The 25480-nt window shown below is 68.9% G+C and carries 27 protein-coding genes; 12 read left to right on the forward strand and 15 right to left on the reverse strand.

The window, feature by feature from the left end; translation table 11 throughout:
- Positions 1 to 26 precede the first annotated feature (26 nt).
- Positions 27 to 476, forward strand: coding sequence for an excisionase family DNA-binding protein (locus ACFQVD_RS29690; protein WP_343961601.1), 450 nt, complete (start codon positions 27 to 29; stop codon positions 474 to 476).
- Position 477: 1 nt separating this feature from the next.
- Positions 478 to 1032 carry a PIN domain-containing protein gene (locus tag ACFQVD_RS29695; protein ID WP_343961600.1) on the forward strand — a complete coding sequence of 185 codons (555 nt, stop codon included), beginning with the start codon at positions 478 to 480 and terminating at the stop codon, positions 1030 to 1032.
- Positions 1033 to 1598: 566 nt separating this feature from the next.
- On the opposite strand, the gene ACFQVD_RS29700 is transcribed toward ACFQVD_RS29695, so the two are convergent.
- Both ACFQVD_RS29700 and ACFQVD_RS29705 read right to left on the reverse strand, forming a co-directional pair.
- Positions 1599 to 2141: an ATP-binding protein gene (locus ACFQVD_RS29700; protein WP_343961598.1), complete on the reverse strand. Its 543-nt coding sequence runs from the start codon at positions 2139 to 2141 to the stop codon at positions 1599 to 1601.
- Complete coding sequence (locus ACFQVD_RS29705) at positions 2138 to 2425, reverse strand: hypothetical protein (protein ID WP_343961596.1); 288 nt, start codon at positions 2423 to 2425, stop codon at positions 2138 to 2140. The genes ACFQVD_RS29700 and ACFQVD_RS29705 overlap by 4 nt, the downstream gene beginning before the upstream one ends.
- 124 nt (positions 2426 to 2549) lie before the next feature.
- On the opposite strand from ACFQVD_RS29705, the gene ACFQVD_RS29710 reads away from it, so the two are divergent.
- From ACFQVD_RS29710 to ACFQVD_RS29725, 4 genes are all read left to right on the forward strand, one after another.
- A complete protein-coding gene (locus ACFQVD_RS29710) occupies positions 2550 to 3494 on the forward strand; it encodes a helix-turn-helix domain-containing protein (protein ID WP_343961594.1) in 945 nt (314 codons plus the stop codon).
- On the forward strand, positions 3491 to 3730 hold the full coding sequence (locus ACFQVD_RS29715; protein ID WP_343961590.1) for a DUF397 domain-containing protein: 240 nt from the start codon (positions 3491 to 3493) through the stop codon (positions 3728 to 3730). Before ACFQVD_RS29710 ends, ACFQVD_RS29715 begins: the two co-directional genes overlap by 4 nt.
- Before the next feature lie 108 nt (positions 3731 to 3838).
- Positions 3839 to 4063, forward strand: a complete 225-nt coding sequence (locus ACFQVD_RS29720) for a DUF397 domain-containing protein (protein WP_343961588.1) — start codon at positions 3839 to 3841, stop codon at positions 4061 to 4063.
- A 255-nt stretch (positions 4064 to 4318) separates the two neighbouring features.
- On the forward strand, positions 4319 to 5245 hold the full coding sequence (locus ACFQVD_RS29725) for a leucine-rich repeat domain-containing protein (RefSeq protein ID WP_343961586.1): 927 nt from the start codon (positions 4319 to 4321) through the stop codon (positions 5243 to 5245).
- Between the two features lie 156 nt (positions 5246 to 5401).
- Here ACFQVD_RS29725 and ACFQVD_RS29730 read toward each other — a convergent pair whose 3' ends face one another.
- Positions 5402 to 6220 (reverse strand): ABC transporter permease, encoded by an 819-nt coding sequence (locus tag ACFQVD_RS29730; RefSeq protein WP_343961584.1) that lies wholly within the window; start codon positions 6218 to 6220, stop codon positions 5402 to 5404.
- Positions 6217 to 7161, reverse strand: a complete 945-nt coding sequence (locus tag ACFQVD_RS29735; RefSeq protein ID WP_343961582.1) for an ATP-binding cassette domain-containing protein — start codon at positions 7159 to 7161, stop codon at positions 6217 to 6219. The genes ACFQVD_RS29730 and ACFQVD_RS29735 overlap by 4 nt, the downstream gene beginning before the upstream one ends.
- An 86-nt stretch (positions 7162 to 7247) precedes the next feature.
- Here ACFQVD_RS29735 and ACFQVD_RS29740 point away from each other — a divergent pair, with 86 nt between their 5' ends.
- Positions 7248 to 8051 carry a TetR/AcrR family transcriptional regulator gene (locus tag ACFQVD_RS29740; RefSeq protein WP_343961580.1) on the forward strand — a complete coding sequence of 268 codons (804 nt, stop codon included), beginning with the start codon at positions 7248 to 7250 and terminating at the stop codon, positions 8049 to 8051.
- A 199-nt stretch (positions 8052 to 8250) separates the two neighbouring features.
- On the opposite strand, the gene ACFQVD_RS29745 is transcribed toward ACFQVD_RS29740, so the two are convergent.
- From ACFQVD_RS29745 to ACFQVD_RS29755, 3 genes are all read right to left on the reverse strand, one after another.
- Positions 8251 to 8523: a GlsB/YeaQ/YmgE family stress response membrane protein gene (locus ACFQVD_RS29745; RefSeq protein ID WP_343961578.1), complete on the reverse strand. Its 273-nt coding sequence runs from the start codon at positions 8521 to 8523 to the stop codon at positions 8251 to 8253.
- Between the two features lie 160 nt (positions 8524 to 8683).
- Positions 8684 to 10183 (reverse strand): SPFH domain-containing protein, encoded by a 1500-nt coding sequence (locus ACFQVD_RS29750; RefSeq protein ID WP_343961576.1) that lies wholly within the window; start codon positions 10181 to 10183, stop codon positions 8684 to 8686.
- A 32-nt stretch (positions 10184 to 10215) separates the two neighbouring features.
- On the reverse strand, positions 10216 to 10416 hold the full coding sequence (locus tag ACFQVD_RS29755; protein ID WP_343961574.1) for a hypothetical protein: 201 nt from the start codon (positions 10414 to 10416) through the stop codon (positions 10216 to 10218).
- A 471-nt stretch (positions 10417 to 10887) separates the two neighbouring features.
- On the opposite strand from ACFQVD_RS29755, the gene ACFQVD_RS29760 reads away from it, so the two are divergent.
- Positions 10888 to 12858 (forward strand): flavin monoamine oxidase family protein, encoded by a 1971-nt coding sequence (locus ACFQVD_RS29760; RefSeq protein WP_343961572.1) that lies wholly within the window; start codon positions 10888 to 10890, stop codon positions 12856 to 12858.
- Positions 12859 to 12887: 29 nt separating this feature from the next.
- Here ACFQVD_RS29760 and ACFQVD_RS29765 read toward each other — a convergent pair whose 3' ends face one another.
- Both ACFQVD_RS29765 and ACFQVD_RS29770 read right to left on the reverse strand, forming a co-directional pair.
- Positions 12888 to 13916, reverse strand: coding sequence for an acyltransferase family protein (locus tag ACFQVD_RS29765; protein WP_343961570.1), 1029 nt, complete (start codon positions 13914 to 13916; stop codon positions 12888 to 12890).
- Between the two features lie 107 nt (positions 13917 to 14023).
- A complete protein-coding gene (locus ACFQVD_RS29770; RefSeq protein ID WP_343961568.1) occupies positions 14024 to 14830 on the reverse strand; it encodes an SDR family NAD(P)-dependent oxidoreductase in 807 nt (268 codons plus the stop codon).
- A 159-nt stretch (positions 14831 to 14989) separates the two neighbouring features.
- On the opposite strand from ACFQVD_RS29770, the gene ACFQVD_RS29775 reads away from it, so the two are divergent.
- The 4 genes from ACFQVD_RS29775 to ACFQVD_RS29790 all read left to right on the forward strand — a co-directional run bounded on the left by ACFQVD_RS29775 (position 14990) and on the right by ACFQVD_RS29790 (position 18833).
- Positions 14990 to 17458 carry a sensor histidine kinase gene (locus ACFQVD_RS29775; RefSeq protein ID WP_343961565.1) on the forward strand — a complete coding sequence of 823 codons (2469 nt, stop codon included), beginning with the start codon at positions 14990 to 14992 and terminating at the stop codon, positions 17456 to 17458.
- The gene (locus tag ACFQVD_RS29780) at positions 17455 to 17862 is read left to right on the forward strand and encodes a roadblock/LC7 domain-containing protein (protein WP_030916058.1); all 408 of its coding nucleotides are present in this window, start codon (positions 17455 to 17457) and stop codon (positions 17860 to 17862) included. Before ACFQVD_RS29775 ends, ACFQVD_RS29780 begins: the two co-directional genes overlap by 4 nt.
- A gap of 67 nt (positions 17863 to 17929) precedes the next feature.
- Positions 17930 to 18277: a DUF742 domain-containing protein gene (locus ACFQVD_RS29785; protein ID WP_030916054.1), complete on the forward strand. Its 348-nt coding sequence runs from the start codon at positions 17930 to 17932 to the stop codon at positions 18275 to 18277.
- Complete coding sequence (locus ACFQVD_RS29790) at positions 18258 to 18833, forward strand: GTP-binding protein (protein ID WP_343961561.1); 576 nt, start codon at positions 18258 to 18260, stop codon at positions 18831 to 18833. The genes ACFQVD_RS29785 and ACFQVD_RS29790 overlap by 20 nt, the downstream gene beginning before the upstream one ends.
- A 61-nt stretch (positions 18834 to 18894) precedes the next feature.
- Here the strand turns inward: ACFQVD_RS29790 and ACFQVD_RS29795 are convergent, their stop codons facing one another.
- The 6 genes from ACFQVD_RS29795 to xylA form a co-directional block, all read right to left on the reverse strand.
- A complete protein-coding gene (locus ACFQVD_RS29795; RefSeq protein WP_343961559.1) occupies positions 18895 to 19266 on the reverse strand; it encodes a DUF742 domain-containing protein in 372 nt (123 codons plus the stop codon).
- Positions 19263 to 19652 carry a roadblock/LC7 domain-containing protein gene (locus ACFQVD_RS29800; RefSeq protein WP_343961557.1) on the reverse strand — a complete coding sequence of 130 codons (390 nt, stop codon included), beginning with the start codon at positions 19650 to 19652 and terminating at the stop codon, positions 19263 to 19265. The genes ACFQVD_RS29795 and ACFQVD_RS29800 overlap by 4 nt, the downstream gene beginning before the upstream one ends.
- Before the next feature lie 114 nt (positions 19653 to 19766).
- Positions 19767 to 21971: a sensor histidine kinase gene (locus ACFQVD_RS29805; RefSeq protein ID WP_343961555.1), complete on the reverse strand. Its 2205-nt coding sequence runs from the start codon at positions 21969 to 21971 to the stop codon at positions 19767 to 19769.
- Between the two features lie 141 nt (positions 21972 to 22112).
- Positions 22113 to 22772: a DUF998 domain-containing protein gene (locus ACFQVD_RS29810; RefSeq protein ID WP_343961553.1), complete on the reverse strand. Its 660-nt coding sequence runs from the start codon at positions 22770 to 22772 to the stop codon at positions 22113 to 22115.
- 114 nt (positions 22773 to 22886) lie between these two features.
- Positions 22887 to 24257 carry a xylulokinase gene (gene xylB / locus ACFQVD_RS29815; RefSeq protein WP_386272652.1) on the reverse strand — a complete coding sequence of 457 codons (1371 nt, stop codon included), beginning with the start codon at positions 24255 to 24257 and terminating at the stop codon, positions 22887 to 22889.
- Complete coding sequence (xylA, locus tag ACFQVD_RS29820; protein WP_343961549.1) at positions 24254 to 25405, reverse strand: xylose isomerase; 1152 nt, start codon at positions 25403 to 25405, stop codon at positions 24254 to 24256. The genes xylB and xylA overlap by 4 nt, the downstream gene beginning before the upstream one ends.
- Positions 25406 to 25480 lie beyond the last annotated feature (75 nt).

Raw genomic sequence — 25480 nt, forward strand, 5'->3', positions numbered from 1 at the left:
GATACTGCGTTTGAGGAGGTGGGAAGATGACCGTTGCCCCGATCCAGCCGAACTCGTCAGATGCCCTCGCGGCTCGGGACGCGCTTCGTCGAGTTCGCGGTTACCTTCGGCGTCATCCGGACAGTCCCGCACGGATCCCCGTCGTGGCTGAGGAGACACGCGAGGAACTGGTGATGCCGCGGGTAGCCGTGGAACTGCTCGCCACGATACTCGCCCACATGGCGGCGGGCCGTGGAGTGTCCGTGGTGCCGGCCCACGCGGAGCTGACGACTCAGGAAGCCGCCGACCTTCTCAACGTGTCGCGGCCTTATCTCATAGGTCTGCTCGAAGCGGGTGAGATCGAATACCGTCTGGTCGGCACCCACAGAAGGGTGAAACTGGAATCACTGCTGGACTATCGCCGGAAGGATGATCAGCGACGCCGGGAGGCCGCGGACGAGTTGTCGGCCGCGACACGTGAGCTGGGATTCGACTGAGATGGCCTTCACCGTTCTCTATGACGCATGTGTGCTGTACCCGAGTACGCTTCGTGATCTCCTGATCCGGATCGCACAGGCAGGTCTGGTGCAGGCGAAATGGACTCAACAGATCTTGGATGAGGCGTTTGAGGCGATCAGAGAGAACCGGCCGGACATCTCCGCGGAGAACCTCGACCGTACTCGTGCTTTGATGATCAGAGCCGTACGAGACTGCCTGGTCACCGGCTACGAGCCGCTGATCGAAGGAATCAAGCTCCCCGACCTCGATGATCGCCATGTCCTTGCCGCGGCGATCCGGGGGCAGGCTCAGGTGATTGTCACCAACAACCTGAAAGACTTCCCGGCGGATTCCCTGTCCGGGTGGGATATCGAGGCCAAGAGCGCGGATGATTTCGTTCTTGATCAGATATACCTAAATGAGAAGGTCGTCTGGGCCTGCGTTCAGCAGATCGCCGACTCCTGGAAGAATCCTCCCGGCGCGGTCGAGGACGTGCTGGCCAGTCTTGAAAGAAATGGCCTCGTCCAGTCGGTCGCCGAGCTGCGGACTGTCTGAGAAAGGCCGACTCTCCGCAGACGGGCAATGTTTGTGGATCGCAGAGCCGAGCCTGCGATGTTCGGGGGGCGCATCGACTGCTTGATCTCTGCTGGGGACGTGTTCTCTGGCGAGGGTGTGTTCGCTTGTGGGGACGTGTTCGCTTGTGGGGACGTGTTCGCTTGTGGGGACGTGTTCGCGCTCCGATGGGTGGGTGCTCCGGGCGGCCGTCGTTGGTTGCCGTCTGGTGTTTCAGGCCTCCGGCCTGGCGGGCGCGGTGGTTACGGATTCTTATAAGCCGCCCGGAGCACCCACCCACCTCCGCGCACCCGCTGTCTCGCCGTACGGTCTGCGGGCCGTAGTCGCTTCCTTGCGGGCCGCCCATTGAACTCTTGGACGCTGAAGCGATCCGTACGGGGGTCGTTCCGGGGCCGTCGCCGTAGCTGAAGCGGCGGTGCGGGAAGGAGCGCAGGGGGCTCGCCGTATTTCGTCAGGCCCGTCGTGACTGTCGTCGCCGGTCGGCTTGCTGCGGCCACGGTGACCGGAGGGAGGGGTACGCCTCGGGGAGGCGTTTCCGGTCAGGTGGGTCAATTGGAGAGGGAGCCGGGTCCGTCGGCTCCGTTGGCTCCGTTGGCTCGGTCGGTTCTGTTGGTTTCGTTGGTCGGGAGGTGGAACCAGACGGCGGTGCCCGCTTCGGGGTCGTGGTGGGTGCCCCAGGCGGTGGCCATGGCCTCGACCAGGAGCAGGCCGCGTCCGCCGTCGCTGTCGAAGTCGGTCGCGCGGACGAAGGGGAGGCTGGTGGCCGAGCCGTCGTCGATGACCTCGGCGTGGATCATGCCGCCGCCCAGGCCCAGGCAGACCGTGATCGATCCGCCTGTTGTCCATCCGGAGTCGGAGTGGACGACGGAGTTCGTCACGACCTCGCTGAGCAGCAGCACCACGTCGTCGAGGGCGGAGGCGTCGACTCTGCCGGTCAGCAGGTCCCGTGCCCAGGCTCGGACCGTCGCGACCGAGCAGGCCAGGCCCGCGAACTCGGCGTGGCCCAGTGGGTGCAGGACGGCCCAGCGTCCCGCGGTCACTCGCTGTCGTTCGTAGCGGCAGGTCGCCTGCCCGTAGGCGTTCACGTTCATGCGATCGCCGCCGAGACGATGACGTCGGCGGCGTTGTCGGCCCCTGCCCAGACCCCTTCGCCGGGCCGCCACATCCTGGCCCACCAGGGCCGCCAGACGAACACCCAGCCACAGGCCCGACGGATGACGGCGATCCGGACCCGTGTCTCGCCCCCGGACATGACCTCCAGGATCGGCTGCCCCACCTGGGGGAGCACCAGTGAGGTGCCCACTCCAAGGCCCCGTAGGTCCCACCCCAGCCGCACCAGGTGAATCAACTGCTCTTGCGGATCACGTGGCTTCACAGCCCGTCCTTCCCCTTGTCTGTTGAACTGGCCCGCTCGCACTTTCAGAGACGTTGATGCTTACGCACTGTCATTGACCGTATGCTCAGAGCATGCAGCCATGCAGTCCCATATGCAACCCCAAATGCATATGCACGAAGAAGAACTTCATGGAAAGCTCGATCCGCAAAGTAGGCCAACCCGGCGTAAATCTCATGAAGGTGGACACGTGACCGAAGGCCAGAGCCCTACTGTTCGGCGACGCCAACTCGGTATGGAACTCCGTCGGCTCCGTGAGCGTGCGAATGTGTCCGCTATCCAAGCGGGCGAGCATATTGGTCGCTCTGATTCGACGATCAGCCGCTTTGAGACCGGCAGGGTCACCATCCGTCAGAAAGTTCTCGTTCAACTCCTCGATCTGTACAAATCAGCCGATGACGAGACCCAAGCTGTGCTTGATCTCGCACGCGAAGCGAGCAAACGAGGGTGGTGGCACGCCCACGGAGACGCAGTACCGCCATGGTTTGAAGTTTTCATCGGTCTCGAAGCCGAGGCCGCGTCAATTCAGACCTACCAACCTCAGTTGATCCCTGGCCTTCTCCAAACTGAGGCATACGCACGTGCCGTCATCGAAGCCGACCATCCCGGGATGTCCGAGGAGGAAATCGACAGGCTTGTCGCCCTGCGCCTGGTAAGGCAGAAACTCCTTACCCGGTCGAACCCACCGGAACTGTGGGCGGTGATGAGCGAAGCGGCTCTACGGCACGCCATCGGCGGGCCGGCGACAATGCGTGAGCAACTTCTCAGCCTCCGTGACGCGCGGCGACTCGCAGGGGTCACTCTTCAGGTGCTGCCCTTCGCCAGAGGCGCCCACCCTGGCATGCTCGGCCCCTTTCACCTCTTGGAGTTCCCTCAGCCTTCCGAAACTCATGTTGCTTACGTCGAGTACCTGACAGGTTCCATATATCTGGAAAAGCCAGAGGAAGTCCGCAGGTATAGACTCATTTTTGACCACATTCGCGCAGCTGCCCTGCCGCCGAACGAGTCCGTCGCGCTGATGAGCGTGGTCATAGAGGAGATGACTTCGTGACCGTAGAAGAGCGTGAGCCGCGAGACCTACCCGACCTTTTTCACGCCGTCTGGCACAAGAGCAGCCTCAGCGGCAATGGTGGTGCCGACTGTGTCGAGGTCGCCACCAACCTCCCCGGTATCGCGGCCGTCCGAGACAGTAAGGCCCCCTTGGGGCCGGCGTTGGTCTTCTCGCCTGACGAGTGGCGAACCTTCCTCAACGGTGTCAAGAACGGCAAGTTCGACAAACTGCGGTAGTCAAGCGGGAGACGCTGCTCCTAGCTTCTGACGCTTTGAGATTGCTCATCGCGCAGTAGGCAGCAAACCTGGAGGACAGCGCCCGGGCTAAGGGAAAAGAGATGCTGGATGGCGGAGAACCAGCCAGAGAGGGATCTAGCCCGTCTGGGGTGGCGGAAGAGTTCGCGCAGTCAGGGGACGACGGACAACTGTGTCGAGGTCGCCTTCGTTTCGGGCCTGGTCGCCGTCCGCGATTCGAAGGATCCTGGCGGCGCCACGCTCGCCTTCTCACCAGGTGGCTGGACCGCCTTCCTCGGTCGCGTCAAGACCGGAGACTTCGACACACGTCCCTGAGCGCGTGGCAGGTCAGGGAAGGTTCCTGAGAGGTGAGGGACACAGGTGCCCCATGAGGGCCTCGCCGCCGTTTTCGCCTCTGGTCTCATGCGTGCGGTCGAGGCTGTTCGCTTGGCGTTCGCCGACATCGATGTCCCATCCACCAGCCGGCCCTCAGCGCCCTCCAAGCAGGTTCCCAGCGCCGATCCATAGCCTCATCCTCGACCCTCGCGCCCGAGGCGACCGGGCATCCGAGCGACGACGAGGAGAGAGACCTTGACGGAGACCGGGAACGACCCGACGACCGCTGACGAGCGGATCGACAGGTGCCGGCGAGAGGGATCGACCACGCTGGACCTGTCCGGGCTCGACCTGGACACGGTGCCGGAATCGCTCGGCGATCTCACCCATCTGACCAATCTCTACCTGCGCGATAATCGGCTGACCGTTCTGCCCGATTGGCTGGGGAATCTCACCGCCCTCACCGCACTCTGCCTGGACAACAACCGGTTGACCGCTTTGCCGGAGTCGTTGGGGAACCTCACCGAGCTCGGATGGCTCTATCTGAGCGACAACCAGTTGACCGTTCTGCCGGAGTCGTTGGGAAACCTCACCGAGCTCGACTATTTCCACCTGGAGGGTAACCGGCTGACCGCTTTGCCGGAGTCAGCGGGGAACTTCGCCAAGCTCAGCGAGCTTTGCCTGGACAACAACCGGTTAACTGCTTTGCCGGAGTCGTTGGGGAACCTCACCGAGCTCTGGTGGCTCTACTTGGGCAACAACCAGTTGACCGTTCTGCCGGAGTCGTTGGGAAACCTCACCGAGCTCACCGTGCTCGATCTGACCGGTAACCGGCTGACCGCTCTGCCGGAGTCAGTGGGCAACCTCGCCGCCCTCACCGAACTCTGCCTAGGGGCTAACCGGTTGACCGCTCTGCCCGAGTCGCTGGGCAACCTCACCGCCCTCACCGAGCTCAGTATGAGCGGTAACCGATTGACCGCTCTGCCCGAGTCGCTGGGCAACCTCACCGCTCTCACCGAGCTCAGTGTGAGCGATAACCCGCTGACCGCTCTGCCCGACTGGCTGGGTGACCTTCCCGCCCTCAGCGAGGGCACCAGGCTCCTACTGAGTGTCTTCTACGAGGAGCGTTGGGGTTGGTGGGGTCAGAGAATTCCACCGGCCTCACCAGGCCACGACTCTTGATGATCCCGCCGGCCGACCCGCGGCATACGAGCGACCTGTTCGTGATGTGACCCGTCGGGTTTTGGCCGCATGCGATGCACGGCAACGGTCTTCTGACGGCGCACCGGAGACGGAGAACCGTTGGAGGAGAACAAGGCGGTCGCGGGTGCCTGGGGGTCAGCGTCCTGTGCGCGTGTAGGCGCGGAGCGACAGCGGGACGAAGATCACCAGCAGCGCGGCCGACCAGAGCAGGACGGCGGTCACCGGATGCGCGAGTGGCCAGGCCACGTCTCCGGACGGGGCGCCCGGGTTGCCGAACAGCTCCCGTGCGGCGGCGGTGAGCGCGCTCACCGGGTTCCAGTCGGCGATGAACCGCAACCAGGCGGGCATGCCGTCGGTCGGGACGAACGCGTTGGACAGCATCGTGATCGGCAGGCCCAGCGGCACCATCGCGTCGGCGACCTGCTCGTCCTTCACCGCCAGGCCCAGGTAGACGCCCACCCAGCTCAGCGCGTACCGCAGCAGCGTCATCAGCAGGAACGCCCCGGCGGTGGGGATCAGGCCGCGGTGCGGCTGCCAGCCCACCAGCAGGCCTGTGGCCACCATGGCGGCCAGCATCAGCAGGCCGATCAGCAGGTCGGCGCCGGTCTGCCCGAACGGCACCGCCAAGCGCGCCATCGGCATGGAGCGGAAGCGGTCCATCACGCCGCGAGAGGCGTCGGTGGCCATCCGCCCCATGACCCCCAACCACGCGGAGAAGGTCACCATCGCGAACAGGCCGGGCATGAGGTACTCGCGGTAGTCGCCGCCGTCCGGCACCTGGATCGCGCTGCCGAAGACGTACCCGAACAGCACCACCATGATGACCGGGAAGACCAGCGCGGCGACGACCTGCCCGGGCTCTTGCCGCAGCCGGCTCAGCTCGCGGCCGACCAGGGTCAGCCCGTCGGTGAGCGTCCAGCGCAGGCGGCCCAGTGGTGAGGTGAGGACGGTCATCGCACGGTCTCCTTGCGGTCGGTGAGGCGCAGGAACACCTCGTCGAGGGTGGGGCGGCGCAGGCTCACGTCGGCGGCGGCGACCTCGGCGCGGTCGAGCTCGCGCACGATGTCGGCGAGCCTGAGGCGGCCGCCGGGCAGGGCGACGCTGAGCCGGTCGGCGCCCGTCGTCGTGGGATCGGTGCCGGTGAGGGTGTTCAGCACGGTCATCGCCGCAGGCACCGCGGCGGGGTCTTCGAGGGTGACGTCGAGGCGGTCGCCGATCGTGGCCTTCAGCTCATCGGGCGTGCCGGTGGCGATCACCTGCCCGTGGTCGACGACGGCGATGTCGTCGGCCAGCTGGTCGGCCTCGTCCAGGTACTGCGTGGTGAGCAGCACGGTGGTGCCGTCGGCCACCAGCTCGCGGATGCTGTCCCAGATCTCGCCGCGGCTGCGCGGGTCCAGGCCGGTGGTGGGCTCGTCCAGGAAGAGCACCTGGGGGCGCAGGATGAGGCAGGTGATCAGGTCGAGTCGGCGCCGCATGCCGCCGGAGTAGCCGAGAACCGGCCGGTCGGCGGCGTCCGTCAGGCCGAAGCGTTCCAGCAGCTCATCGGCCCGCCGGTGCGCCTCGCGCCGGGACAGGTGGGAGAGGCGCCCGAACATGCGCAGGTTGCCACGGCCGGTGAGCTTCTCGTCCACGGCGGCGTACTGGCCCGCGAGCCCGATCCTGGCGCGCACCTTGGCGGCCTCGCGGACGACGTCGTATCCGGCGATGCGGGCGTGCCCGGCATCGGGATCGGACAAGGTCGCCAGGATGCGCACCGCGGTCGTCTTTCCCGCGCCGTTGGGCCCCAGCACGCCGCAGACCGTTCCTCTCGGAACGCTCAGGTCCAGACCCCGCAGCGCATGGGTGTCGCCGAAGGACTTGTACAGCCCCTCGGCGACCACGATCGGATCAGACATGATCCCCTCCAACTGAGTACGTTGTACGCGGTATGGCGGCCAGGCTAAGCCACTGGGTACTATGTACGCAAGTAGGGGGTGGAACGGTGACCGACGCCGAGTACGTGAACATCTGGATGCGGCCCGAGCGCCCCGCCCGCGGGCCGAAGCCGGCCTACAGCCGCGCGCAGATCACCGAGGCGGCCGTCCGGATCGCCGACGCCGAGGGCCTGGAGGCCGCCACCATGCGCCGCATCGCCGCCGAGATCGGCGCCGGCGCGATGTCCCTCTACCGGTACGTCCCGAGCCGCGACGACCTCGTCGAGCTCATCGCCGACCGGCTGCAGGGCGAGGTCGACGTCGAGGGCATGCCCTCCGGCGACTGGCGCGCGGATCTGACCCGCTACGCCGACGGGCTGCGGGCGATGTGGCTGCGACACCCGTGGATCGCCACCGTGCAGCGGTCACTCCCCAGTTTCGGCCCCAACCAGCTGCGCCTGATCGAACGGGTGATGGGTGCCCTCGACCCGCACGTCTCCATCGACGAGAACCTCGGCCTCATGGCCATGCTGAACGGCTATGTCGAGGGCGCCGTCCGCGAGGAGATCAGCTGGGCCGAGGAGGTCCGCCGCAGCGGGCTCAGCGAGTCGGAGTGGATGGTGCGGAGCTCCCCGCGCGTCCACCAGCTGCTGGAGAGCGGGGACTATCCGATCTTCAGCAAGATCGTGATGGAGGCGCGCCGGCTGCACCTGAGCCGCGACGACCAGTTCCGGCACGGGCTCCAGCGCGTCCTCGACTGCATCGCCGCGGCCCTCCCGTCAACGGCCGAGCCTCCGATCTCGGCGCACCGAGAGGGGTATTCCCCGACGCTCGTCACCAAGGATGCTGGGTTCACAAGACCCGCAATGTGATCGACTCCCTGCCGAAGTCCGCCCGGCCGGGGGCGAAGAAGGCTCCGCAGGAGATCTACAACGCCGAGGACCGTGATACGGAACACGGGACACCCCCGGCCCGGAGGATTCCGGGCCGGGGGTGTCGTGGGTGCCGGGGCGCTGGTCTCCGGGTTCCCGGCTTTTCCGGGAACCCGGCCCCGGGCACGGGTGGACTTGATTACCGGACGCCTCGCCTGCCGTACAGGCTCACCGCCAGGATGACGCCGACCGCCGCCAGGGCGATCTGGATGATGAGTTCGATCCAGTCGATGCCCGACGTGGTGGCGACTCCGAGCGCTCCGGCGATCGCGGTGCCGATGAGGGCTGCGACGATACCGATGACGATGGTCAGCCAGATCGGGATGGCCTGCTTGCCGGGCACGACGAGCCGACCCAGGGCACCGATGATGGCGCCGATGACGATGGCGGTGATGATGCCGGTGACTGTCATGTTCCACGCTCCTGTCTGCTCAGCTGCCAGGCGTATGCCCTGGGAAAGACGAACAACACATAACGGAGTGACCCGAATTACTGGCCGTCGGTCACGATCCTGTTGTGAAGTGGTCGTATACGGGTTCCAACCCGCGATCGTCGCCCGGAGAACCCCGGTGTCAGGAGACCCGGTCGGCGGACCTTCCCGGTGTTTCGCCGGCCGTGTCGCCGGCGGGAACGGCGGGGACGGCGGGGACGGCGGGGACGGCGGAAGCGCCGGGGGTGGCGCCGCTCAGCAGGGAGCGGACGAGTCCGAGGCCGGTGCCGCCGAGGGTGAGCGCCTTGGCGAGCATCTCCTCGACACCCTGGGCGCCGTTGAGAACGACCATGTGGTCGACGTTGCCGAAGGACTTCGCCCCCGCCTCGACGATCTGCGGCCAGTTCTCGGCGAGCTGCTGGGCGATGACCGCCTCCTGGTTGTCGGCGAGGGCCTCGGAACGGGCCCGGATCGCGTCGGCCTCGGCCAGGCCCTTCGCCTTGGCCGCCTCGGCCTCCGCGAGTCCCTGCGCCCTGGAAGCCTCCGCGGCGGCCAGGCCGGTGGCCTTGGTCGCGTCGGCGGCGGCGAGGCCGCGCAGCCGCACGGACTCCGCCTCGGCCGCGGCGGCCTGCTTGACCTGCGACGCCTGCGCGGCGGCGCGGAGCTCGGTCTCGCGGGCCTCGGCCTCGGCCTGGGCGATGCGGGCGTCGCGTTCGGCCTGGGAGGCCGTCACCGTCTCGTACGCCCTGGCGTCGGCGGGCTTGCGGACCTGGGCCTGCAGTCGCTGCTCGGCCAGCGCCGCCTCAAGCTCGGCGGCACGGGTCTCCTGGACGACGACCTCCTGGCGGGCGGACGCCTCGGAGAGCGGCCCCGCCTGGCGGGACCTGGCCAGCGCCTCGTCGATCTCGGCCTGGTAGGCGGCCTGCTTGATCTGGGAGTCGCGCCAGGCCGCGGCCTTGTTGGCGGCGGCGACCTGCTCGGCCTCGGTGGCCTCCTGGTCACGCTGGGCCTCGGCGATGCGCGCCGAGGCGGCGATCCTGGCGGCGTGCGGCTTCCCGAGGTTGGTGATGTAGCCCGTCTCGTCCTCGATCTCCTGGATCTGCAGGGAGTCGACGATCAGGCCAAGTTTGATCATCTCGTCGGCGGCCGAGGCGCGGGTCTCGCCGGTCAGCCGCTCCCGGTTGAGGATGAGGTCCTCGACCGTCAGGTTGCCGATGATCGATCGCAGGTGGCCGGTGAACAGTTCGTGGATGGCGCCGTTCATCGAGTCCTGCTGGTCCAGGAAGCGGCGGGCGGAGTTGGCGATCGAGTGCAGGTCGTCGCCGACCTTGTAGATCACGACGCCGCGTACCACCACCGGGATGCCCTGCTGGGTGACGCAGGACACCTGGAGGTTGGCGGCCCGGCTGTCCAGGCGCAGGCGGCGCGCGGTCTGGAATCCGGGGAGCACGGAGGTGCCCTTGCCGGTGATGATCTTGAATCCGAGGCTGTCGGCCTCCTCGCTCCTGCCCCGGGCGCCGAGCCCGGAGATGATCAGCGCCTCGTTGGGCTCGGCCACCCGCCAGATGGCCTTGAAGAGCAGGACGATGACAGAAAGGGCGACGATGACGACGCCCCCGATGACGAAGTACTCCGTAGGCATCGCGGCCTCCGCGGTGGGGGATGAGAGAACTGTCAGCCGAGCGCTCGGGAGACGTAGACGGTGCGCGGCGGGAAGAAGTCGACGATCACGACGATCGAGCCGACGGTGAACTCCTCGTCGGGAACCGTGGGATGCGCGTAGAACGCCTCGACACCGCCCCGGACCACCACCATCACCTCACCGACCAGGCCGGGGCCGATCTTTCCGGTGACCCTGCCCTCTTTACCGACCACGCGTTACTCCCCGGATCAGCCGTCAGAGGGAGAAACGAATGCGCGCCTCGCTCCGCCACGCACCATGCCGTGACGTGAACTCGACCGGACGTTAATCCCCGCGCCTCACTTTATAGGGATAACGAGCCGACTTCCGATAACGTTCCGGCTTATCCTGAAAACTCATACGGCTCACCTCCCTCGCACCCGTCCCCCGGCTCAGGTAATCCGAGGTCAGAGGCGGAAAGGGACGGAGCAGCGGGGAACCATGCGGAGTGGTACGTCCCGGTCGCGCCAGGTGGGGGTCCTTTCCTCGGACCGGATAGGTCACGGCGTGCCGTCGTCGCCCGCCCCTCCTTTCAATTCCCGGCGACCATGACATGACTCTCATGCGGGAGATATCGTGACAGCACGCTAATGGCATGGGTAAAAACTTCCCGAAAACGCAGCGCGGCGACCGCGGCGATCCATTCACATCGTGATGATCGCCCCATGACCGATCCTGATGAGATCAATCCACGTAAGGCCCTGGAACTCGGTATGGACCGGCCCATCTCCCGCCGGGACTTCTTCGACGGGGTGATCGCGGCCACGGGGATCGCGGCGGCGTGCTCGCTGCCCGGGATCGGCGGACGGAACACCTCCCCGGCCAAGGGCGCGGAAGACCTGGAGCTCTCGCCCGACACCTCCTACCCGCCGTCCCTCACCGGGCTGCGCGGTGACACCGCGGAGGCGCTGAGCGTGCCCCACGCCCTTCGTGACCAGCGGTTCTGGGCATACGCCGGGATGCCGGAACCCACCGGCGAGCGCTATGACCTGGTCGTGGTCGGCGCGGGGATCAGCGGCCTCAGCGCGGCCCACCGGTGGCTGGAACGCGATCCGGGCGCACGGATCCTGATCCTGGACAACCACGACGACATCGGCGGGCACGCCCTGCGCAACGAGTTCCGCCCGAGGGCCAGGAGGGGGCCGCTGGTCGCGTACGGCGGGTCACGGTCGATCATCAACCCGGCGGCGTGGACCCCCGAGGGGAAGGACCTGCTCGCCAAGCTGGACATCCGCCCCGAGAGGCTCGCCGGGGAGCGGAGGCTCTACGCGGACCTGGGGATGCACGACAGCGTCTTCTGCGACCGGGAGACCTTCCCGGCCGAGCGGCTGGTCGTGTTCACCCCCGGCAAGGGGGCACCGCGGTGGATCGCCGAACTGCCGGTCGCGGAGCAGGCCGGAAAGGACCTGCTCATGCTGTACGGCGACCCGCCGGACTGGTTTCCCGGCCTGTCCGGCGAGGAGAAACAGGAGCGGCTGGCCAGGCTCACCTACTCGGGTTTCCTCGCCGAGGTCTGCGGGGTCCATCCGGACGTGCTGAAGTTCGTCCAGACCATGCCGAGTGACGAGTGGGCCTACGGTTCCGACGCCTTCGGCGCGATCGACGCCTGGGCCTGCGCCGACGAGCACCGGTACGCCGGATTCCAGGGGCTCGGCCTCGACGCCTCCAAGCCGTCCAGGTACAACTCCCCTACCGTGATCAAGGAGTGGGACGCGGGCGAGCCGCGCGCCTACCGCTTCCCCGAGGGCAACCAGGCGATCGTCCGGATGATGGCCGCCCGGATGATCCCCGGCTTCGCCACGACCGCCGACATGGCGGGGATCACCACCGCGAGCTTCGACTACGGCGCGCTCGACCGGCCGGGCAACCGGGTCCGGGTGCGCCTGTCCAGCCCGGTGGTCTCGGCGGCCAACGACGGCCGGCCCGAGGCGGCCACCGGCGCCACGGTCGGCTACTTCGACGGCGAGCGGGTGCGGACCGTGCGGGCCGGAAGCGTGATCATGGCCTGCTGGAACTCGATGATCCCCTACCTGGTCGGCGATCTGCCGCTCGCGCAGCGGGCGGCGCTGTACCGGGCGGTCAAGGTGCCCCTGCTGTACGCGACGGTCCAGCTCCGTGACTGGCGCGCCTGGCAGGAGATCGGGATCAGGCGCGCCAGGTTCACCGGCGCCCGCTGGTGCGTGGCCGAACTCGACGACCCGGCCGACATCGGCGGCTACCGGTGTCCGAGGACCCCCTCCGAGCCGATCGCGGTGCACATGGTCAGCACGCCCGTCACGCCCGGCGTGTCACCCGCGCACGGCTCGGTCGCCGGCCGGTACGCCCTGATCGAGACGCCGTACGGGTACCTGGAGTACAGCATCCGCGACCAGCTCACCCGGTTGCTCGGCCCGGGAGGCTTCGACGCGGCCCGCGACATCGAGGCGATCACGGTCAACCGGTGGGGGCACGGCCACACCCCTGAGTACGCCACCCCGTGGGATCTCGACTTCTACCCCGACGGCCGGCCACCGGCGGCCGTCGCCCGCCGGCCGCACGGCCGGATCGCGATCGCCAACGCCGACTCCGTGCCCGCCGCCCGCGCCGACGCGGCCGTCACCGCCGCCTACCGCGCGGTCGCGGAGCTACAGCGCTGACGGGGTGCTGACGGGGTGCCGACGGGGAATCAGACGGGCTTTCTCAGCCCGGTGAAGGCCCAGCTCATCCTCGGCTCGACCGCCCAGCGGGTGGCGCGCCGCACCGGCTCCGTGCACAGCAGGGCGGCGAGCCCGACCCCGAGAAGCGCCACGGCCGTCACCCCCGCCACGGTCTGGGCCCAGTCGCCGTAGAACCGCTCGGCGACCTTCACCACCAGGCCGTGCAGCAGGTAGGCGTACATCGTCGCCGCGCCGAGCCCCGAGTACCAGGTGCGCCTGGCCGGGGTGACCGCCAGGAACGCCGCGACGAGCAGTGCCCCGGCGGCCAGCATGCCGAGGCGGATCAGGCTGCCGGTGAGGTCGTCGACGCCGATCACGTCGTTGGCGTGCCGCCACCGGATCCACTCGGTCTTCACCAGACTGTGCGTGGCGAGCGCCAGGATGCCGCCTCCGACCAGCACGATCGCCCCCGCGGCCCGTACCCACTGCCGCCTGAGCCACTCGAAGTGCTCGGGACGGAGCATCAGCCCGAGCACGTAGAACGGGAGCAGGCCGAGGGTCCGGTTCATCGACAGCTCGTCGGGAAGCCTGCTCATCCCCGACAGCAGCGACAGCCCGACCGCGACCGTCAGCGGCCACCGCAGCTGCTGCCAGACCGGTGTGGACAGCCGCCACAGGAAGAGCGACATCAGGAACCAGGTCAGGTAGTACGGGTCGAGGAGGCTGATGTCGAGCTTGCCGTACAGGATGAGGCGAGGCAGCGAGTAGAGCAGTTCGAAGATCACATACGGAACGGCGAGCGTGCTGATCAGCTTGCGCGCCTTGCCGGAGGAGAAGGTGAAGTTCCGCGACAGGTAGCCGCTGAGCACGATGAACAGCGGCATGTGGAACGTGTACACGTAGAAGTAGGCCGCGTGCGCGACCGGCACGTCCCGCAGGTCCTCGATCAGGTGGCCCGAGACGACCAGGGTGATCGCCAGGAACTTGGCGTTGTCGAAGAACGGGTCCCTGCCCGCGGCGGGCGGGAGAGCGGCCCGCAGCGGGGTTGCGACAGTCACAGCCCGGACCGTAGCCAGACCCGCCCAACGCCCGGCGAACAACCGGTGACCGCCGGGGAAATCCCCGCGCGGTCCCACCGGTGCCACCCGGTGGGATCGTGCGACGGCTACCCGACGGCGGCGGCGCTGGCGTCCCAGAGCGCGCGGGCCAGCGCGGGGTCGGCCATTCTGCCGGGGACGGCCGCCGGGGCGCTTTTGGCGAAGTAGCGGCCCGGGTGGGCGGTGCCGTCCGGGTGGGTGGCGAGGTGCACCATGGTGCTCGCGCCCTCCTCGACGGTCTGGCCCATGCCGGGGATGTTCTTCACCATCCACATCATCAGCGTGGCCGGGGCGAACTCGGTCTTGATCACACCGGGATGGAAGCAGGTCGCGGTCACCCCGGTGCCCGCGAGGCGCCGGGCCAGTTCCACCGTGAAGAGGGCGCCCGCCTGCTTGGAGTCCCCGTACTGGAGCCAGCCGCTCCAGCGCCGCCGCTCGCGGTCGAGATCGGACGGATCGAGGCGCCCGGTCTTGCCCGCCCGGGAGGAGGTGGTGATCACCCGCTCCCCGATCCGCTCCAGCAGCAGGTTCGTCAGCAGGAAGGGGGCAAGGTGGTTGACCTGGATCATCGTCTCGTGGCCGTCGCGGGTGAGCGTGCGCTCGGTGGTCATGACACCCGCGTTGTTGACGAGAATGTCAATCCGCTCGTAACGGGAGAGCAGCTCGGCCGCCAGTCTGCGCACATCGTCCAGGGAGGTGTAATCGCAGGTGAACGTATCCGGGACCGTTCCCGAGACCGCCGCCACCCTTTCCGCCACGTGAGCTGTCTTACCGGGATTACGGCCGACCAGAACAACCCGCTGCCCGCGCCTCGCGAGCTCTACCGCCGCCGCCTCACCAATTCCGGCACTAGCCCCGGTAATCACACTAATCATCCGATCCTCCACTGCGCAGAAAGCGTATTCGGTGCTAGTCTCCTATGCGATCTTCCGGAGGCCTATCCATCCCTAAACCGGCACGAGCCTCCACACGCTCAGAGGTTGGGACGAGTGGACATGGGCTCTAGAAACCGCTCGATTCGGTTCAAGATTTTCTTGCTGTTGCTCCTGCCGCTGTTGTCACTGAGCGCACTGTGGGGCTTCGTGCTCAACCTGACCGTCGGTGACGGGATCACGCTGCTCAACGCGAACAGCATCTACCAGTCGGTGGGTGTCACCTCCACTGATCTGGGACTACAGCTTCAGGCGGAGCGGACACAGTCGTCGGTGGCGATCAGCTCCCGGGTCCTCACGAGCGGGATGGGTGAGCAGCGCTCCCGGACCGACCGGGCGGTCGAGGCGTTCAGGAAGGCCACCGCCTCCGAGAGTTCCGGCAGCCCGGAACTGCGTAGCTCACTGGACGCGCTGCTCAGCCAGCTCAACCGGCTTCCGAACATCCGGTCGGGCGTCGACAGCGGACAGCAGGCACGGCTGACCGTGCTGTCGAGCTACAACCGGATCCTCGACGCGGTCTTCCTGGTGTACGACCAGATGGCCGCGGTGCCCGATCTGTCGATCTTCCAGCAGGCCACGGCCATGCAGGGCATGGGCAACGCCTATGAGATGTTCGCCAGGGAGAACGCGCTGATCAGCGGGGCCCTGATCGACTACCGGCTGTCGGAGGAGGAGCGCAAGGCCTTCGGCGAGTACGTCACCACCCGGAACTTCCTGCACACCAAGGGTGTGGCCCTGCTCGATCCCGAACTGGGCAGGACCTACCGCGAGACCTTCGAGTCCGCGGCCTTCGAGAAGTTCACGGACCTGGAGAAGGCCGTCATCGGGTCGACCGGCAACCGGCTGGCCCCCGAGGCGGCCAGGTGGAAGACGACCGCGAACGAGATGTCGGCCTGGCTGGACAAGGTCAACCTCGCCGCCTCCAAGAAGCTGGCGGAGCGAGCCCAGACGGCGGCCACCGGCATCCTGCTCCGGATCGTGATCGCCGGCGGCGTCGGCCTGATCGCGGTGGTCGCGTCGATCATCATCTCGGTCCGCTTCGGCCGCCGCCTGGCCGCCGAGCTCGCCGGGCTCCGTTCGGCCGCCCTGGAGCTGGCGGACGTGCGGCTCCCCCGCGTCGTGGAGCGCCTGCGGCGCGGCGAGGAGGTCGACGTGCGGGCCGAGGCGCCGCCGATCCAGGCGGGCGGCTCGACCGAGGTGCACGACGTGGCCCAGGCCTTCGGCTCGGTGCAGCGGACCGCGGTCGAGGCCGCCGTCGGCCAGGCCAACCTGAGGCGTGGCGTCAGCCAGGTCTTCGTGAACCTGGCACGGCGCAAGCAGAGCCTGCTCCACCGCCAGCTCACCCTGCTCGACAGCATGCAGCACCGGGCGACTGACCCCGACAGCCTTGAGGACCTGTTCCGGCTGGATCACCTGACCACCCGTATGCGGCGGCACGCCGAGGGCCTGATCATCCTGTCCGGCGCGGCACCCGGCCGGTCGTGGCGCAAGCCGGTGCCGGTGGTCGACGTGCTGCGAGCCGCGATCGCCGAGGTCGAGGACTACACCCGGGTCAACGTGATGCCGGTGGCCGACATCTCGCTCGACGGGGCCGCGGTCGCCGACATCACCCACCTGGTGGCCGAGCTGATCGAGAACGCCACGATCTACTCCCCGCCGCAGACCATGGTGACCGTGCGCGGCGACGTGGTGGCCAACGGGTTCGCCGTCGAGGTCGAGGACCGCGGCCTGGGCCTGAGCCCCATGGAGTACGCGGCCATCAACGAGCGGCTGGCCAACCCACCGGAGTTCGACCTGGCCGACAGCGACCGGCTGGGCCTGTTCGTAGTGGGCCAGCTCGCCTCCCGGCACGGCATCCAGGTCATCCTGCGCGGCTCACCGTTCGGCGGCACCACGGCCATCGTGCTCATCCCCCGTACGGTGATCGCCCAGCAGGGCGCGCCGCTCGCCCTCACCGTGGAGCAGACGTCCTCCGCCACCGAACTCGCCGCCGAGCATTCGGGAGAGCCGTTCGACTCCTCCTCGCACGACGCGTTCGCCCCCTCCGCCAACGGCAACGGCCTGCCCCGCAGGATGAGGCCGGCCTCTCCTGCCCAGTTCACCGCCGCGCCCGCACTCAGCGTGGTGACCGACCCGCCGGCCCATGCCCGGTCCGCCGGGCAGGTGGGACATCCGGGCGGGACCGCGGACCAGGAGACCGGCTGGGCCCACGCCCCCTTCGCCGCGTCGCCCGAGGAGACGCCACAGGGGACCGGTGAGACCCTCCGGACACCTCACGAGTCCGAGCTCGGCAATGACGCTCCGACACGTAAGACGGCCGCCCAGCCCGCCAAGGGGCCGGGCGGCCTGCCCCGCCGGATCCGGCAGGCGAACTTGGCGCCTCAGCTCCGTCAGGAGTCCGAGGCGGCGGAGCCCGCCCAGCCGGAGCCAAGGGCGGAACCGTGCGAGGAGCGTTCGCCCGACGAGGTCCGCGCGTTGTTCTCCGCCTTCCAGGCGGGTGCGCGGCGCGGACGCGAGGAGCAGGACGACGACTTCGCACACCACACGACAGGCGACAAGGGGGACAAATGACCGGAAAATTGACCAACACCGGCGAGCTGAACTGGCTCCTCGACGACCTGACCACCAGGGTGGGCGCGGTGCGCCAGGCGGTGATCCTTTCCACCGACGGGCTGGCCGTCGGCTTCTCGAAGGGGCTCAACCGCGAGGACGCCGAACATCTGTCCGCGGTCGCAGCCGGATTCCAGAGCCTGGCACGCGGCGCGGGACGCCATTTCGGCGGCGGTGAGGTGCGCCAGACCATCGTGGAGATGGAGTCGGCGTTCCTGTTCGTCACCGCCGCCGGACAGGGCACCTGCCTGGCCGTGCTGAGCAGCTCCGACGCCGATGTGGGTCACATCGCGTACGAGATGGCGATGCTGGTCAAGCGGGTGGGCCAGCATATCTCCACCAGTCCGCGCCAGGGTCTCTCATGAGCGGGGGAGCGGGTGGTGGCGCCGTCCATGAACCGTCGGATCCCCGAACCCGGTGCCGGAGGTCCGGATGACACACTGGATGGACGAGGAGGCCGGACCGGTCGTCCGGCCCTACGCGCTCATCAGGGGTCGCACCCGCTCCTCCGGTGACACTCTGGACCTGGTCGCGATGGTCACCTCGACCCGCGCCGTTCCGTCCGGGGGATTCGTCCCCGGGCCGGAACAGGAACGCATTCTCGCCATGGTCACCACCCCGACCTCGGTCGCCGACGTCGCCTCGGACCTCAACCTGCCACTCGGCGTGGTCAAGGTCCTTCTCGGCGACCTGCAGGACCACAAGCTCATCTCGATCGGGCGCGCCTCCGCGAGCGAGCGCATTCTCAAGGAAGTGATCAATGGACTTCGGGCCCTCTGACGAACCCGTCGCCCTCAAGATTCTCATCGCGGGTGGCTTCGGGGTGGGAAAGACCACACTCGTGGGCGCCATCAGTGAGATCCGGCCGCTCCGCACCGAGGAGGTGCTCTCCGACCGCGGTATCGGCATCGACGACGTCGACGGCGTGGAGGGCAAGACCACCACCACCGTCGCGATGGACTTCGGCCGCATCACGATCAGGGAGGGTCTGGTCGTCTACCTGTTCGGCACCCCGGGTCAGGAGCGGTTCTGGTTCATGTGGGACGAGCTGTCCTACGGCGCGCTGGGCGCCGTGGTGCTGGCCGACACCCGGCGGCTGACCGACTGCTTCCCCTCGATCGACTACTTCGAGCAGCGCGGCACGCCGTTCATCGTGGCCGTCAACTGTTTCGACGGCGCCGACCGGCACGAGGCGGAGGACGTGCGCGTCGCCCTGGACCTCGACGTGGACGTGCCGGTGCTCCTCTGCGACGTGCGGCGCCGTGTCTCGGCGAAGACGGTGCTCGTGACCCTCGTGGAGCACTCGCTGAAGGTGCTGACGGCCAGCCAGAGCTGAGAGGCGGGCCGGGGGGTTCCCCGGCCCTCGCCACCGAGAGCCCAGGCGCCCCGCCAGGAGATCACAGTGCCCGCAGGCCGCTGATCAACTCCCTCAGCAGACTCTCCGGCGGCACGGAGGCGGCGGGAAGCGGCGATCTCACCAGGATCAGGCCCTGGTCGAGCAGGTCGCCCAGGAGGACTTTGATCACGCCGACCGGCAGCTCGGCGTCCGACGCGATCTCCACGATCGGGCGTGCCCGCCTGACCAGGTTGAGCAGCCGCCGGTGTTCGGAGCCCAGAGACGCTCCCGGGGAGACCGGTGCCCCTGTCGCCACCGCCATCGAGAGCAGGTCGAACGAGGAGCAGGACGCCCTGGTGCGCCCCCCGGTCACCGCGTAGGGGCGAACGACGGGACCGGCCTCCTCGTCCACCCACTCGACGTCGTCGCTCATTGGCCGGCCATCCGGGGTCCGGTGGCCAGGTGCTGTCCGACCCTGGTGACCAGGCGGGCCATCTCGTAGGCGATCAGGCCCACGTCGGCGGCGCCGGTGGTCATGACCGACAGACAGCTCCCCTGACCGGCGGAGGTGACGAAGAGGAACGCGGAGTCCATCTCCACCATCGTCTGGCGTACGGCTCCGCCGCCGAACTGCAGGCTGGTGCCCTTCGCAAGGCTCTGGAAGCCGGACGCCACCGCCGACAGATGGTCGGCGTCCTCCTTGGTCAACCCTCTGGACGAGGCCATCATCAACCCGTCGTTGGACAGGATCAGTGCGTGCGAAACGTCCGCCACACTCGTGACGAAGTCATCCAGAAGCCAATAAAGCTCACCCGGCACGTGGTTAAACCCCTTCCCCTCTGATGATCCTGTTGATCTTTACCCCCCACCGGCGCGACGAAGCCGGTCTCATGGACCCGTCTCCGTTCGCGCTCCCGCTCTCACGGCCCCGGCTCAACGCTCGGCACCGCCGTCCTCGTCGTCGGCCCGGCCGCGCTGCCAGCCGGACTGCAGGGCGCTCATCAGCGCCCTCGTCTCCTCCGGTGACCGCTCCTCGATCTCGGCGTTGGGCGAACGTGGCTCCCTGGCCCGCATCGACGGCATGTTCGCCTGCCGTACCCGACGTGGCAACCCGCCGCCGCGCCGCAGCGGCCGCCACAGGTCCGTGGAAATCGGTACCGCGGGTTCACCGGACCCGGCCCGTTCCGGCTGCCCCTCGGGCTCGGGCCGCACGCTGATGACGGTGAGCACCGGCGGCTCCGACGGCTGCTCGACGGGCTCCGGCTCCCCGAGCAGTTCCTCGGGGATCAGGACGACCACCCCGGTCCCGCCGTACGGCGAGGAGTGCAGCGCGACCTCGACCCGGTACCTGGCGGCCAGCAACCCGACCACGGCAAAGCCCAGCCGATCGGTGTCGGCCGGGTCGAACTCCGGCGGACTGGCCAGGCGCTCGTTGATCGCGGCACGCTTCTCCGCGGTCAGCCCGAGCCCCCTGTCCTCGATCTCGACGGCGAAGCCACGGCCCACGAGCTCGCCGCGGACCGAGACCTGGCTGCCGGGCGGGGAGAAGACCGTGGCGTTCTCCAGGAGCTCGGCGAACAGGTGCATCATGTCCGCGACGGCGTTGCCCACCAGGGTGGTGCCGCCCGTCGGGAGGATCCGCACCCGGGCGTAGTCCTCGACCTGGGCTGCGGCCCCGCGCAGTACGTCCTCCATCGGCACCGACGAGCGCCACTTGCGGCCCGCCGCCCCGCCGGACAGGATCACCAGGCCCTCGGCGTGGCGGCGCATGCGGGTGGTGAGGTGGTCGAGCCTGAAGAGGTTCTCCAGCGACTCGGGGTTCTCCGCCCGCTTCTGCATGCCGTCGAGCAGCTTGAGCTGGCGCTGCAGCAGCGACTGGCTCCGGCGGGCGAGGTTGCGGAAGGAGTGGGCGGCGCCCTCGCGCAGCCTGGCCTGCTCCACGGCGGCGTCCACGGCGCGGCGCCGGACGCTGTCGAAGGCGGCGGCGACATCGTGGATCTCGGCGGTGCTGCCCAGCGGTTCCAGCTCGGGCGCCTCGGCCGTCACGTCCACCTTCTCGCCGCGGCGCAGCTTCTCCATCACCCGTGGAAGCCGCACCTCCGCGAGGTCGGTGGCGGCCCGCCGCACGCCGGCGAGTTCCCTGGCGATCCCGCTGCCGATCCGGTACGAGACGAGCAGCGACGCGACGACCGCGGCGAGGCCGAGGACGCCGACGACACCGGCGCGGATGTAGACGCCCATGGTCACCGGCTCGGCCCGCTTGACGAGCGTGGGGCCGACCTCCGTCGTCGACCGCTGGTAGAGGGCGTCCAGCGCGTCGCCCGCGGCACGCCACTCGGTGGCCGAGACACCGCTGCCGGCCAGCAGGCGCGACTCCAGGGCGACGAACCTGGCGTACGTCGAGGAGGCGATCAGCTCCGTGAAGGGGGCGCGCAGCGAGGGCCCCAGCTCGGAGATCGCCTGTTCCATGAGGAATGCCCGGTTGGCGGCGATCCGGGCGAACACTCGCGCCTCGTGCTCCGTCATCGGGCTCCGCAGCGCCAGCGGGCCCGTGGCGAGTGCCCGCTCGCGGCTGAACAGGTTCATGCTCTGGTCGACCATCGTGACGGCGCGCAACTCGCGGTAGAGCGGGAGGTCGTTGGTGGGACTCAGGGTGTTGAAGAGCCGGTTCAGCGCGTCCGGCAGCCGGGCGAACTCCTCGGAGAGCCCCACCGAGTCGATCCGCCCCGCGTCGACCCTGGCTCGGATCGCGTCGAGCCCCTCCACCTGCCTGATCAGCTCGGCGTGGCGGGTCCTCGTCTCGTCGGACATCACCGCCTGCACCTCGTCCCGGCCCATCTCCTGGCGGAGGCGGGTGCGGGCCTGGTCGGTGACCGCGCGCTGTCCCGCGAGGGTCTTGTGGTCGGCGTTGGAGCGGGTGGCCAGGTACTCGGCGGACAGGATGTGCTCGCGTTGGATCGCGTTGTTCAGGTCGTTCGAGGGTTTGCCGACGGATTCGTACAGCGTGCCGATGGAGCGCAGGCTCATCGAGTCGCCGACCGTGACGACCGAGGCGAAGCCCCATACCGCCACCAGCGAGGTGAGAGGAATGGCCAGCAGCACCGAGACCTTGAACCGGATGGACTTGCTCGATGCCATGTCACCTCAACGGCTCGCTCACGGAACGCCAGGGGGAGCCCCCGGACGATCTCTAGATCGCCGACGAGAATAGCACTGGCGACTCCTGCTATTTGTAGCCTATTTGTGACATGTCATGAAATAGTCATGAGAAGTGAGAAGTCAGCCTAGAGCGGCGTGTGATGCCTGAGTTGCGCTTCGTGTCCAGGCCAGCCGCGCGAGCCGGGCGGCCAGCACGCCGACCAGCGCGGCCTCGGTGCCGAGCAGGATCCACTCGGCGAGACCCGCGAGCACCCCGTGCCCGGGGAGCGCCACGTAAGTGATCGCCAACAGGCCGAAACCTCCGGCCAGCGCCAGCCACTCCACGGTCCTGGCCACCGGCCGCCACCGCTCGTCCTCGTCGAACCGCGCCACCAGCAGGCCGCCCGCCACCGGCATCGCCACGAACACGGCGATCGACAGGTAGCGGTACGTCTGGCCGATCAGGTCGGTGCCCGTGCCGGGCAGGACCGGTGGCAGCACCGCGAGAAGGACGAGCCCGGCACCCCACACCCGCATCAGCCGCTCGGCCAGGACACCCACCGGCGCCCCGGTCGCGCGCAGCCCGGCGACCAGCGCGAGGGAGGAGATCCCCAGCGACGCCATGACGAACCCGGTGGCTCCGCTGCGGTCCAGCGCGGCGTACTCGCTGATGGTCAGATCGAGCGAGTCCGGGTACGGAACCGGGTCGGGCCGCCCCACCGCGACGGCCAGGGCCGCCACCGCGGCCGCCGCGATCCCGGCGCACGCGATCAGGGGGTAGAGCCTTTTCGAGGCGAGCATGGATCAAGTCTGCTCGCGGGAGGAGGTTTCGGGCATCCGGCGGCACCCCTGATCCAACCCTGAGCCGTCCCTGAGACGGCCAAGCCGGGGCGCCCCCTCACGCCCCGGCCCGTCTCAGCGGAGGCCACGGACCTCGGCGTAGCGATCCCTGATCCCGGGCGCGGGGTCGGCCTCGTAGCGCTCGGACCCGCCCGCCTCCCAGGCCGGAGGCTCGTCGCCGCCGAGCAGCCAGGCGGCCTGCCTGGCCGCCCCGTCCGCGACGTACTCCCCCGGCTCGGGAACGACCACGGGCCTCCCGAAGACCGCGGGGGCGATCCGTCGTACGGCCTCGGACCTGGCGCCGCCCCCGATGAGCAGCACCCTGGCCGGGTCGAGCCCGAGGGCGTCGAAGGCGTCGGCGAGGTGGCAGAGCAACCCCTCCACCGCCGCCCTGGCCAGGTGGGCCGGGGTGGAGGTACCCAGCGTCAGCCCGTGCAGCGACCCCGTGGCCGAGGGCAGGTTCGGGGTGCGCTCGCCCTCCAGGTACGGGACGTAGACGAGGCCGCCGGCCCCCGCGGGCGCCGCCAGGGCCAGCCGGTCGAGCTCGTCGAGGCCGACCCCGAGCAGCCGCGCGGTGGCGTCCAGCACCCTGGCCGCGTTGAGCGTGGCCACCAGCGGCAGGAACCGCCCGGTGGCGTCCGCGAACCCGGCCACGGCGCCGCTCGGGTCGGCGCTCGGGCTGCCGGCGACCGCGAAGGCCGTCCCCGACGTCCCGATCGACACCACCACGTCTCCCGGCAGGGCGCCGACCCCGAGGGCCGCCGCCATGTTGTCGCCCGTCCCCGGCGCGAGCCGCACCGTCCCGTCTCCGAACGCCTTGACCTCTCCCGCGCCGTCGCGAGGCCCCAGCACCTCGGGGAGTTCGGGGAGGGCGCCGAAGGCCGCCCGAAGGAGATCGGTCCGGTACTCCCCGGCCGCGGGCGACCAGTATCCGGTGCCCGACGCGTCACCCCGGTCCGTGACGAACTCCCCGCCCAGCCGCCAGGTGAGCCAATCGTGCGGCAGGCACACTTTCGCCGTACGACGGGCGGAGTCGGGCTCGTGCTCGGCCAGCCAGCGGAGTTTGGTCACCGTGAACGACGCCACCGGCACGCTGCCGACCGCCTCGGCCCAGCGCTCGGGGCCGCCCAGCTCCCGGACCAGGTCGGCCGCCGCCCCGGCGGAGCGGGTGTCGTTCCAGAGCAGCGCCTTCCTGACCACGTCGCCCGAGTCGTCCAGGCAGACCATGCCGTGCTGCTGCGCGCCGACGCTCATCGCCTCGACGCCGTCCAGCCCGCCCGCCCGGGTGAGCGCCTCCCGCAGCGCCTCCCACCAGGCCTCGGGATCGACCTCGGTGCCCTCCGGGTGGGCCGCGCGGCCCTGGCGGACCAGGGTGCCCGTGCGGGCGTCCCTGATCACCACCTTGCAGCTCTGGGTCGACGAGTCGACCCCGGCCACGAGCGTCATCCGCGGACCCCGAGGAGGTGTTCCATGGCGAGCTGGTTCAGGCGGGTGAAGTGGAAGCCGCGCGCGGCCACCGCTTCGAGGTCGAAGGAGTCGCGGCTCAGGTCCGCGATCGTCTCGCCCGCTGCCAGCGTGGGCTCGGAGAGTTCGGCGACCTTGCTCGCGGCGAGCGCCTCGACGACCTCGGGGTCCGCGCGGAAGGCCCTCGCCTTCTCCTTCAGGATCAGGTACGTGCGCATGTTGGCCGCGGCGGAGACCCAGACGTCCTCGGCGTCCTCGGTGCGCAGCGGCTTGTAGTCGAAGTGCCTGGGGCCCTCGTAGCCACCGTTCTCCAGCAGGTCGACCAGGAAGAAGGCGTTCTTCACGTCGCCGTGGCCGAAGATCAGGTCCTGGTCGTAACGGGGGCCGTGCTGGCCGTTCAGGTCGATGTGGAAGAGCTTGCCGTGCCAGAGCGCCTGCGCGATGCCGTGCGCGAAGTTGAGCCCGGCCATCTCCTCGTGGCCCACCTCGGGGTTGAGGCCGACGCGGTCGGGGTGTTCGAGTTCGTTGATGAACGCGAGCGCGTGGCCGACGGTCGGGAGCAGGATGTCGCCGCGCGGCTCGTTCGGCTTGGGCTCGATGGCGAACCTGAGGTCGTAGCCCTTCTCGATCACGTACGAGGTGAGCAGGTCCATGCCCTCCTTGTAGCGGCTGAGCGCGGCCCGGATGTCCTTGGCGGCCCCGGACTCGGAGCCCTCGCGCCCGCCCCAGCAGACGTAGGTGGTCGCACCGAGCTCGGCGGCCAGGTCGATGTTGCGGATGACCTTGCGCAGCGCGTAGCGGCGGACCTCACGGTCGTTGCTGGTGAACGCGCCGTCCTTGAAAACCGGGTGGGTGAACAGGTTGGTGGTGGCCATCGGGACCTTGAGCCCGGTCTCGGCCAGTGCCTTCCTGAAGTTCGCGATGGCCCGGTCCCGGTCGGGCTCGACGGCGAGCAGGTCGTCGTCGTGGAAGGTGACGCCGTACGCGCCGAGCTCCGCGAGCCGGTGAACGCTCTCCACCGGGTCCAGCGGGGCCCGCGACGCGTCACCGAAGGGGTCGCGGGCCTGCCAGCCGACGGTCCAGAGCCCGAAGGTGAAGCGATCTTCGGGCTTGGGGGTGTAGGCGCTCATCTACGTTCCTCCGATTTAATCCACTTTATGGACTTAATATGGATCGGGGTGGTGGGATCGTCAAGAGGTGGATGC

The organism is Streptosporangium amethystogenes subsp. fukuiense (assembly GCF_042665875.1).
GTDB lineage: Bacteria > Actinomycetota > Actinomycetes > Streptosporangiales > Streptosporangiaceae > Streptosporangium > Streptosporangium fukuiense.

Coding starts and splice junctions, on each gene's coding strand:
- ACFQVD_RS29690 (WP_343961601.1), top strand. CDS start 27: ATGACCGTTGCCCCGATCCAGCCGAACTCGTCAGATGCCCTCGCGGCT.
- ACFQVD_RS29695 (WP_343961600.1), top strand. CDS start 478: ATGGCCTTCACCGTTCTCTATGACGCATGTGTGCTGTACCCGAGTACG.
- ACFQVD_RS29700 (WP_343961598.1), bottom strand. CDS start 2,141: ATGAACGTGAACGCCTACGGGCAGGCGACCTGCCGCTACGAACGACAG.
- ACFQVD_RS29710 (WP_343961594.1), top strand. CDS start 2,550: ATGCATATGCACGAAGAAGAACTTCATGGAAAGCTCGATCCGCAAAGT.
- ACFQVD_RS29720 (WP_343961588.1), top strand. CDS start 3,839: ATGGCGGAGAACCAGCCAGAGAGGGATCTAGCCCGTCTGGGGTGGCGG.
- ACFQVD_RS29730 (WP_343961584.1), bottom strand. CDS start 6,220: ATGACCGTCCTCACCTCACCACTGGGCCGCCTGCGCTGGACGCTCACC.
- ACFQVD_RS29735 (WP_343961582.1), bottom strand. CDS start 7,161: ATGTCTGATCCGATCGTGGTCGCCGAGGGGCTGTACAAGTCCTTCGGC.
- ACFQVD_RS29745 (WP_343961578.1), bottom strand. CDS start 8,523: ATGACAGTCACCGGCATCATCACCGCCATCGTCATCGGCGCCATCATC.
- ACFQVD_RS29750 (WP_343961576.1), bottom strand. CDS start 10,183: ATGCCTACGGAGTACTTCGTCATCGGGGGCGTCGTCATCGTCGCCCTT.
- ACFQVD_RS29760 (WP_343961572.1), top strand. CDS start 10,888: ATGACCGATCCTGATGAGATCAATCCACGTAAGGCCCTGGAACTCGGT.
- ACFQVD_RS29770 (WP_343961568.1), bottom strand. CDS start 14,830: ATGATTAGTGTGATTACCGGGGCTAGTGCCGGAATTGGTGAGGCGGCG.
- ACFQVD_RS29780 (WP_030916058.1), top strand. CDS start 17,455: ATGACCGGAAAATTGACCAACACCGGCGAGCTGAACTGGCTCCTCGAC.
- ACFQVD_RS29785 (WP_030916054.1), top strand. CDS start 17,930: ATGACACACTGGATGGACGAGGAGGCCGGACCGGTCGTCCGGCCCTAC.
- ACFQVD_RS29790 (WP_343961561.1), top strand. CDS start 18,258: ATGGACTTCGGGCCCTCTGACGAACCCGTCGCCCTCAAGATTCTCATC.
- ACFQVD_RS29795 (WP_343961559.1), bottom strand. CDS start 19,266: ATGAGCGACGACGTCGAGTGGGTGGACGAGGAGGCCGGTCCCGTCGTT.
- ACFQVD_RS29805 (WP_343961555.1), bottom strand. CDS start 21,971: ATGGCATCGAGCAAGTCCATCCGGTTCAAGGTCTCGGTGCTGCTGGCC.
- ACFQVD_RS29810 (WP_343961553.1), bottom strand. CDS start 22,772: ATGCTCGCCTCGAAAAGGCTCTACCCCCTGATCGCGTGCGCCGGGATC.
- xylB (WP_386272652.1), bottom strand. CDS start 24,257: ATGACGCTCGTGGCCGGGGTCGACTCGTCGACCCAGAGCTGCAAGGTG.
- xylA (WP_343961549.1), bottom strand. CDS start 25,405: ATGAGCGCCTACACCCCCAAGCCCGAAGATCGCTTCACCTTCGGGCTC.